Origin of the sequence: Aquimonas sp. (genome assembly GCF_044377145.1) — a bacterium.
GTDB lineage: Bacteria > Pseudomonadota > Gammaproteobacteria > Xanthomonadales > Xanthomonadaceae > Aquimonas.
Genome location: NZ_JBILJQ010000122.1, coordinates 1 through 8281, shown reverse-complemented (window position 1 = coordinate 8281; position 8281 = coordinate 1). Strand labels below are relative to the sequence as shown.

Sequence of the window (8281 nt, the reverse complement as noted above, 5' to 3'; positions counted from 1 at the left end):
AGCACCGACCTTGATGACGGCGACGCCGCCGGCCAGCTTGGCCACGCGCTCCTGCAGCTTCTCGCGGTCGTAGTCGGAGGAGGTCTCCTCGATCTGCGCCTTGATCTGCTTGATGCGGGCCTGGATGGCGTCGGCATCGCCGGCGCCGTCGCCGTCACCGGCGCCGTCGATGATCGTGCTGTTCTCCTTCGAGATCACGATCTTCTTGGCGCGGCCGAGATCATTGATGGTCGCCTTCTCAAGCTGCAGGCCGACATTGTCGAAGGCATGCACGCACGTCCACTTTGCCGGGCATGCCGCCGCGCATGGCGCAAACTCCGGACTCGCCGGCCATACGCCGGTTGCCCCGCTCCGGCAGCCACCTTTTGATGCGGCCCAAAAACCAGAAAGGGCGACCAGTGGCCGCCCTCTCCGTGGCTCAAAGCGAACGGGTGGCGCGGTGATCGCGCCACCCGATCAAGCCGCTCGCGATCAGTCGCGACGGCCCGCGCTGATCGACAGCAGGCCGAGGCCCATTGCGCCGAGGATCAGCAGCCACAGGCCGCCCTGGCCCAGGGTCGGAACCGAAACCACTGCTCCACTGACGACCACACCCAGCGGATAGACGAACGGACCACCGGCGGTGTTGGAGGTACAGGTCAAGGTCCCGGTAAAGGTTCCGACGGTCGTGCCCGTGTAGCTGACCGTCACCGAGCCCGGAACGCCGGTGGCGAGGTTCAGCGGGTTAGGCGCCACGCTGAAGCCTGCCCCGGTCGTGGTGCAGCTCAGGACAGACGCGTTGCCGGTCGAGGTGAAACTCAGGCTTCTGCTCGAGCCGGTGCTGGGCAGCGAGAAGACGGGCAGGTTGATCGTCGTCCCCGACACGGTGCCCGGGCTGACGCCTGCGAGGGCGGCCGGACAGGTGACAACCGCCGTGGCATTGGCAGGGTTGGGGCCGGGGGTGGCCGTCTGCGTGCAGGTCAGCGTGGCCTGAGTGGCAGCAGCCTGCGGGGCACAAGTCAGGCCGATCGCCGCGGGTGCAGCATTCGTGAGTGTCTGGCTCGCGTTGCTGGCAATGGCGAAATTGCTCGGCGCCGTCGCCGGAATGCTGCAGGAGAACACCGTGCTGCCGGCCCCCTGGGCTGGCGTGGTGATCGTCGGCGTGACCGAGCCCGTGCCGGCGGTCAGTGTGGTTGGCGCCACCGCGCCGACCGGCGCGACATTAGTCACGACTGCCGCCGGGCAAGTCAGCGCCCAGGTCCGCGTGAACGGCGAGCCAGCCACCGTCGGGGTCGCAGTTTCGGTACACGACAGCGAGGCCGTTGCGGCCGAAGCACCGCGCGTGCAGCTCAGGCTGATCGCACCAGACGTTGTCGCCGTGTTGAACACTCCATTCGCCGGGGTGGTGGTGACTGCGCCGAAAGACGCAGCACCCGCGCCTGTGATCGAACAACCTGTCACTGCCGACTGGCCCGTACCCACGGCACCGGCGGAGCTGATCGCAATCGAGGAATTGGCTGCACCTGCCGGACCGGCCGGGAAGCTCACCCCTGCTGCCGTGGTCGGGCTGTAGGTGAGTGTAGGCGCAGTATTCACCGGACCGCCGGTGTTTCCCGCCAGGATTTGGGTGCCATCGTTCTGGTAGCAGTACTGGACAATGGTGGCTGGGAAACCGCTGGTCGCCGTGGTGTTGAGCCGCATCCAGCCAAAGTTGATGGCTGACGTGGCTTCGTTGAAAAAACGAACGCCGAGAAGTTTGTCACCCGTGGTGCCGGTCAGGTTGACAAAGTTGGCGGCACCGCCGCTGCCGGATGATACAGAGTAGGTTTGACCCGGTCCGATCGGATCGCCGGCGTTCAATACGCTATACACCGTGCCGGCGGCTACCCCACCAAAAGAATTGGCAGGAGTGGTTGGCCAGAACAAGAAAAGTGACGCAGGTGTGCCGGTCTGGTACGCGTTGAGATCCCAACCGGCGGTGCCGCCACCAGCGGTGCCCGTGGCGCCTGTGACCAGGTTGAGGTACACGCCATCGATATTTGCCGGGATTGAGAGGTTTGCGGCCGGTCCGCACACCACGGCGGCGTATGCAGAACTGGTTAGGCTGGCCAAGGCAAGCCCTGCAAGCAACGCAGCTTTACTTGAGTATTTCTTGTACATACACACCCTCGTGTTGTGCGGGTAACGTTGGCCCGATCGGCGGCGAAAAAGTGGAACGCTCGCTCAGCAAGCATGCACTACAGACAGTTCAGGTCAAGGGTTTGCGACTCTCTGGCGGTGTCGATCGGGCCGGATAGCGCCCGTGACATTGATTCACATGGGGTATGGATGGGTGCTACCCGGATCGCTGCTGCGTTCCCCCAATGCACGCAGGCCTGATGGGCAAGGAACCGAGCTGGAAGGATGGGACCAGGTCCATGGGTATCCCAGCCTGGCGGTCATGGCGTCTGTGCTGCATGGCCTTGCTGGCATGGGCTCGAGCGCTGCTGGCCGTCAGTTCGCTTGCTGCCACGCGCCGTGCTTCGCCAAGCGGGCGAGGGTGGCTGCGAATGGCGATGGGTCCCCTGACGCTGGCGAGGATCTGTATCGCACCGCAACAGTGGGCGCAAACACTCACATCGATTCCAAACACGCGCTTGAGACGTCGCGCCCAGGCCATCAAGCGGCGCTTCTCCGCGGGGTCGGCGGCTCGCCGTTCGCGCTGACGTCAATCGGCGGTGCATGGGTCGCAGGCCGAGCGCCCCGCCTCGGCGCGGACCGTTCACGGCAGCTCACGAAAAAGCCCCGCATCGCTGCGGGGCTTTTGCTTTTGGATCCTTCCGAAGCGACGGCGACCGCCACCGGCTGCCGTGCGTCATGCATCGAGTCGCAGGACTTGGAAGTCCATACCGCCCATGCCGCCGCCGTGACCGTGGTCACCGCCGCCCGGAGCGTCCTTCTTCGGCAGCTCGGCGACCATGGCTTCGGTGGTGATCAGCAGGCCGGCGTTGGCGCGAAGCGCCTGGTAGCCGCGAAGCGGCCCAACGAGGCTGCGTCCTGCAGCGCCGTGTCAGACCTTGGTCGGGTCCAGGATGCCCATCGCGACCATGTCACCAACCGAGCGAATCGCGCAGCGATGAAGCGAAGGCGTAGCCCGCGGAGCGGGCGTTGTCGCGCAGCGGGGCCTCCATGGCGCGCATGGCGATCGCGATGCCGTGGTTCTGCTCTTCGTTGATGCCGCGCAGATCGCGGATCGCGGTCAGCGCGCGGATCAGCGCCACGCCGCCGCCGGGGACCACGCCTTCTTCCACTGCCGCACGGGTGGCGTGCAGGGCGTCTTCAACGCGGGCCTTCTTCTCTTTCATTTCGATCTCGGTGGCAGCACCGACCTTGATGACGGCGACGCCGCCGGCCAGCTTGGCCACGCGCTCCTGCGGCATCTCGTTGCCGTAGTCGGAGGAGGTCTTCTCGATCTGCGCCTTGATCTGCTTGATGCGGGCCTGGATGCCTTTGCCGTCAACAGCGCCGTCGACGATCGTGCTGTTCTCGTTGGAGATACCGGGCTGGCGACCGCCGCAAGGGTGAAACAGGGTCAGCGGACATTCTTCGGGGGCAGTAGCCGCAATCGCCCGCGGGCTCTGGGAGACGTACGCTGGCTCCCGTTTTCGTCAAACGCTCCGACCATCGGGCTTGGCCTTGCGTGGCCTGCGTCGCGGGGTCGCGCCGTCCTGCGGATCACGCCAGACCATGTAGACATTGGCTCGGGCGTAGTGCGAATCGGGCTTGATTGAGGGCTGCCGTTCGAACCCGAGGCTCTCGTACAGCCGCAGGGCCGGAATGAGCTTGCTGTTGGTCTCGAGGAACAGTCTCTGGCCGCCGCGGCGGCGGAACTCCGCAATGGCCGCCTCCAGCAGCGCGCGGCCGATACCCAGCCCCTGGCGCGACTCGTCCACGGCCATCTTGGTGAGTTCGTAGGTTTTGGCCGCATCCGGCAGCAGCGCGCAGGTGCCCACTACGTCCTCGCCGAGCATCGCGAACAGGATGCTGCCGCCGCGGGCGAGGATCTCCGGCTCCGGGTTGGACAGCACGCGATGGTCGATTTCCTCGACATAGAAGTATCGACGCAGCCAGGCCTCGTTGAGCCGAAGGAAGTGCGGCGCGAGCGCGGGCGCGTAGGGCACGATCCGCAGGGCGTCGCGGGCCGCTCCGGCGCCGCGTGCGATCACTTCATCGGCGAGCGTCGGCGTGATCACCTTCTCGAACGTCGTCAGCGCATGTAGCAGGTCGATGCCATGCGCGTGGCAGTGCGCGGCGTAGACGTCCTCAATGGCGCGCCAGTACGGCTTCGCCCTGCGCAGTTCAGCCTGCGCCTTCGGAGTGATCGACAGCCGGCGCACGCGTCCGTCCGTGGGGTCGGCTTCAACCGCAAGCCAATCCAAGGCAAGCAGCCGCTGCGCGAGTTGACTCACGGCGGAATGCGTTTGGCCGACGGCCTGGGCAATCTCTCCCACCGTCAGCGCCCCACGGTCGTTGAGGATCCGCAACACCGGCAGCCAACGCGCCTGAAGCTGCAAACCCAGCGCCCGGTACACGTCGTCCGCGACGGCATACACCCGCTCGCTGACGGCACGAAGTCGGCTACCCAGGGCGACCAGGCCCAGGCGAGAGATGTACTCCATGACGGTCTTCCAGTCGTTGTGTAAGGCGTAACATATCTGCCGGAGCAATCGCTCGCAACGCCCCAGCACACAACGCCGAACGCGATCCAAGGGCGCGCCGACGGTCCGAGGTGCGACAAAGTGTCGGCTGACCGATGCAAGTGATCTGCTCGGCACAACTGGATGCGCGCGCCAGGGGCTTCCACTGAGCTTTGCCGCCAGCGAAGACCGGCGGATGCCGCTGGGCATCCGCCGGCCCCGAGCTCGCTCAGCGCACCCCGGACTCGAAACCATCGGCGAAGATGGCCGCAGGGAACTCCGAGACCACGCTGCGGTAGACGCTGCGGCCGTGGGTGAAGGCGAACAGTTCCAGCGCGCCGCTCGTGGGATTGCGCTGCAGCGCAAGTTCCTCAACCACCGTGTTGGCTGCGCCGGTGTTCTCGCGCAGCCAGTTCACGCCGCCGTCGATGGTCACGAACACCCCTACGTCGGTGCCGACAAAGATGCGGTCGCCGTTGGGCCAGTTGGGATCGATCACTGCCGTATGCACGGGCACGTTCGGGATTCGCGATGAACCCGAACCGTTGATGCCCGTCCAGGTCTGGCCGCCATCACGGCTGCGCCATACGTGGGCTGCCGCGGTCGGGTTGGAGAGCGGGTTGAACGTGGCATAGACAGCAATCACCGTGCGCTGGTCCGCCGGCAGCCCCGCCTCGCCAGCGTTGAAGGCGATGTCGGCGACGAAGCCGGCGCGCGGACGCGTTGCTGTCCAGGCAGTGGTTCCGGTGGCGCTGCCCGCGTCGGTGTTGCGCAGAATCTGGCCCTGGTTGGTGCCAACCACGACCAGGTTCGGATCGCCCGGGGCGATCCCCTGTGCGCTGTGCCTGTGGTTTGTATTGAAGGGCGCGGCGGTCGAAAGGGTGGTACTGGCGGCCACCCAACTGGCAGCGCCATCGGTGGTGCGCCACAGGCGGCGGCCGCTTGTCCACAGGGTGTCAGGCGCGTTCGGATCCATCTCGAAGGGGTTGATGAACAGGCCCGCATCGTTGATGCCCGCAGTAGCGCCGGCAAAGGTCGCGCCGCCGTCGGTTGATTTCCGGATCGAGATGTCCGTGTTCGCCGCATACAGCACGTTGGGATTGGCCGGAGACACCGCGACGTAGGCGCCGTCGCCGCCGAGGAGTTCGCCCCACTGATTCGGACCCGTGGGCAGCTGGCGGCGCAGCGTGCCATTGTCCTGCGTGCCACCAATGAAGCCGGCGGAATCCGGGTACACGGTTCCGTGGTAGAACTGGGTGACCGAATAGCCGTTGTTGAGCGACAGCCAGGTCACCTCGGGCAGATTGGTCTGGCCGCAGATCGAGTTCGCGCCGGCCTCGCTGGCGTCGGTGCCGACCGCCGCGTTGGCATTGTCCGTGCGCTGGATTCCGCCGTCGTGGGCGATGTACATCGTGCGGTTGCCGACGCCGTCGTACTCGGGGTGGAAGGCGATCACATGTTGGTCGGCGTGAGCGTAGTTGGGGTCGGTGGACGGGAACCACCAGTACGAGGCCGTACCCCAATTCTGGCCGCCGTCATCCGAACGGAACAGGTCGATGCCGCCGGCCCAGACGCGGTCGGGGTTGATCGGGTCGACCGCGATGACGTTGTCGTACCAGCCCTGGTTTAGGAAGAAACCGCTGCCCGGCGGACCGAAACCGCACTCAGCGAGGCGCGCGATCACGGGGTTCGACAGCAGCAGACTGTTGTTGGCATTGCTGCCGTCGTTGAGCCGGCGCGGCGCCCAGGTGGTGCCGCCATCATCCGACCGATAGACGCCGAGCAGGCCGTCGGCGGTTGCATCGGGAACGTTGCTCGCGGCAAGCGCGTAGACGATCTGCGGATTGCTGGGGGCGTGCGCGAGGGTGGTGCGCGCCTGCTCCGGCGAGGCCAGCGTTGCCGTCCAGGCGCCCGCGCCGAGTGCATCGGTATTGCGGTACACCGCGCCGACGTCGGTGCCGACCGTTGCGAACGAGCCGCAGCCAACCAGCACGTCGTCGGTGGTCGCCGGCCCGGGCCGCACCGAGATGTCGTAGCAGCCGCCGAAGTGGGTGACGGTTGCGGCGCCCACCGTGGCAGCGCTGGCGTTGATGACCCGGGTCCAGCTGGCACCAGCATCGGTGGAGCGCCAGAGGCCCGTGTTGGTGGAGGCGTACAGGCCGTTCGGGTTGGTCGGGCTCTGGGCCAGGTCGTTGACGAACAGGAAGTTGAAATTGCTGGCCGAAGGCGCGGTGGACGGCAGCTGGGTGAAGTCAAGACCACCATTGGTGGAGACGAAAATGCCGGCGCCACGCACCGCGCCGCCGTTGAAGTAGCCCTCGCCGGTGCCGATCCACAGCCGCGAGGGGTTGGCGACGTCGATCACACCCGAGTTGACCGCGATGTTCGGCGCCAGATCGTTCAACGGCACCCAGTTGGCCCCGGCATTGGTGGACTTCCACAGGCCGCCGGCGACGCCGGCGATGTACATGGTCGAAGCACGACCGGGCTCGAACAGGACTACCCGGGTGCGGCCGCCGATATTGCCGGGGCCGAGTTGCTCCCATACCGAGAGCTGACCAATGGAGGAGCGGCTGGCCGGTCCGCGTACAGTCATGCTGGCGCTCTCCATCCAGGAGAGCGCGTTGGCGTCGCGCTCAGCCTGCCGCCAGAGTTCGTAGTCGAGCGCGGTCTCGCCCTGCGGCGCGCGCTTCTCCGTGAAATAGCGCGCGGCCTCGGCAGGCTTGTCGTACGGCTTCTTGCGCTTGGCAAGCATGGCCATGACGTTGGGGTCATGACTGCGCTGGCCCAGTTCGGTGCGCGGAGCATGCGAGGCGCAGGCGGCCAGGGCCAGCGTGATGGCGCCGGCCAGACCGAGCGCGGCGTAACGGGAGAACATGGGGAAACCTCCTGAGTGAAAGGCAGATGGCACCAGCACGCTGAGGCCGGCGGGAAGGCGTATAGGACGTTCAAACGCCTTTCTTGGCTAGTCTGTCGGGGAGGCAGAGGTCGCGCAAGAGCCGGTTTGGGCACGCATCGTTCGTCTGTGAGTGGGGTTTCGGCACGTTGAGGCCCGCCGTACGCCGCCGTCCGCGTCCATTTCTCGCCGATTCCCGACAGCGGGCCGAGCGCGAGCCTGCGGGATCGTGGCCGCATCGGGTCGGGTTGGGCTTTTGCCGTCGGCTAGCAGCCTGTCGGGCTTTGGGGGTCGAGGCGAAAATTCGACTGCGAGAGGACAGTTTTTCGACGATTTGCAGGCCAATAGTGTGCTCTATTGGCCAAGAATCGGCGGAAAAATGGACCGCGCAGGCGGATTTGCAGCCCGGCCAACCAAAGTCCGACAGGCTGCTAGGCGGGCGACGGAGTCTTAAGCAGCCGCAGCAGGCGGTGCGCTTGCTCCCGCGCGCCGTGCTTCTCGAAGTGGGCAAGGATGGCGCGTGGCTCTTCAATGTTGGTGACGATCCGCACGCTGCCGCCGCTGTCATATCCCGGACGATCGCGTACCTGCTTGACGAAGAGTTCCGGGTGGGTCGGAACGTGTCAACCCTTTCCCAACACTCGGCGACGTTTTTTCTAACTAACCACCTCCGGCAGATCGAGCTCAACGGGTGTGGATCTGGCCTTGAGCGCGCCGGGTGTGCTGAGCA

General features: G+C 66.1%; 3 protein-coding genes and 3 pseudogenes. 1 reads left to right on the top strand and 5 read right to left on the bottom strand.

The genetic code is table 11. From position 1 onward, the window contains the following. From groEL to ACIQ7H_RS21080, 5 genes and pseudogenes are all read right to left on the bottom strand, one after another. Positions 1-261 (bottom strand): annotated as a pseudogene (groEL, locus tag ACIQ7H_RS21100) (chaperonin GroEL); the annotation flags it as partial. A 210-nt stretch (positions 262-471) separates the two neighbouring features. Continuing rightward, positions 472-2139, bottom strand: a complete 1668-nt coding sequence (locus tag ACIQ7H_RS21095; protein ID WP_395795273.1) for a hypothetical protein — start codon at positions 2137-2139, stop codon at positions 472-474. Positions 2140-2833: 694 nt separating this feature from the next. Beyond that, a pseudogene (locus tag ACIQ7H_RS21090) lies at positions 2834-3515 on the bottom strand (TCP-1/cpn60 chaperonin family protein); the annotation flags it as partial. A 111-nt stretch (positions 3516-3626) separates the two neighbouring features. Then, complete coding sequence (locus tag ACIQ7H_RS21085; RefSeq protein ID WP_395795271.1) at positions 3627-4637, bottom strand: GNAT family N-acetyltransferase; 1011 nt, start codon at positions 4635-4637, stop codon at positions 3627-3629. 247 nt (positions 4638-4884) lie between these two features. Then, entirely contained in the window at positions 4885-7533 is a 2649-nt protein-coding gene (locus ACIQ7H_RS21080; RefSeq protein WP_395795269.1) for a hypothetical protein, read from the bottom strand. Positions 7534-8027: 494 nt separating this feature from the next. Here ACIQ7H_RS21080 and ACIQ7H_RS21075 point away from each other — a divergent pair. Further along, positions 8028-8281, top strand: a pseudogene (locus ACIQ7H_RS21075) (hypothetical protein); the annotation flags it as partial.

Bases quoted from the DNA above. Each gene is read 5' to 3' on its own strand.
- ACIQ7H_RS21080 (WP_395795269.1), bottom strand. From the start codon at position 7,533: ATGTTCTCCCGTTACGCCGCGCTCGGTCTGGCCGGCGCCATCACGCTG.
- ACIQ7H_RS21085 (WP_395795271.1), bottom strand. From the start codon at position 4,637: ATGGAGTACATCTCTCGCCTGGGCCTGGTCGCCCTGGGTAGCCGACTT.
- ACIQ7H_RS21095 (WP_395795273.1), bottom strand. From the start codon at position 2,139: ATGTACAAGAAATACTCAAGTAAAGCTGCGTTGCTTGCAGGGCTTGCC.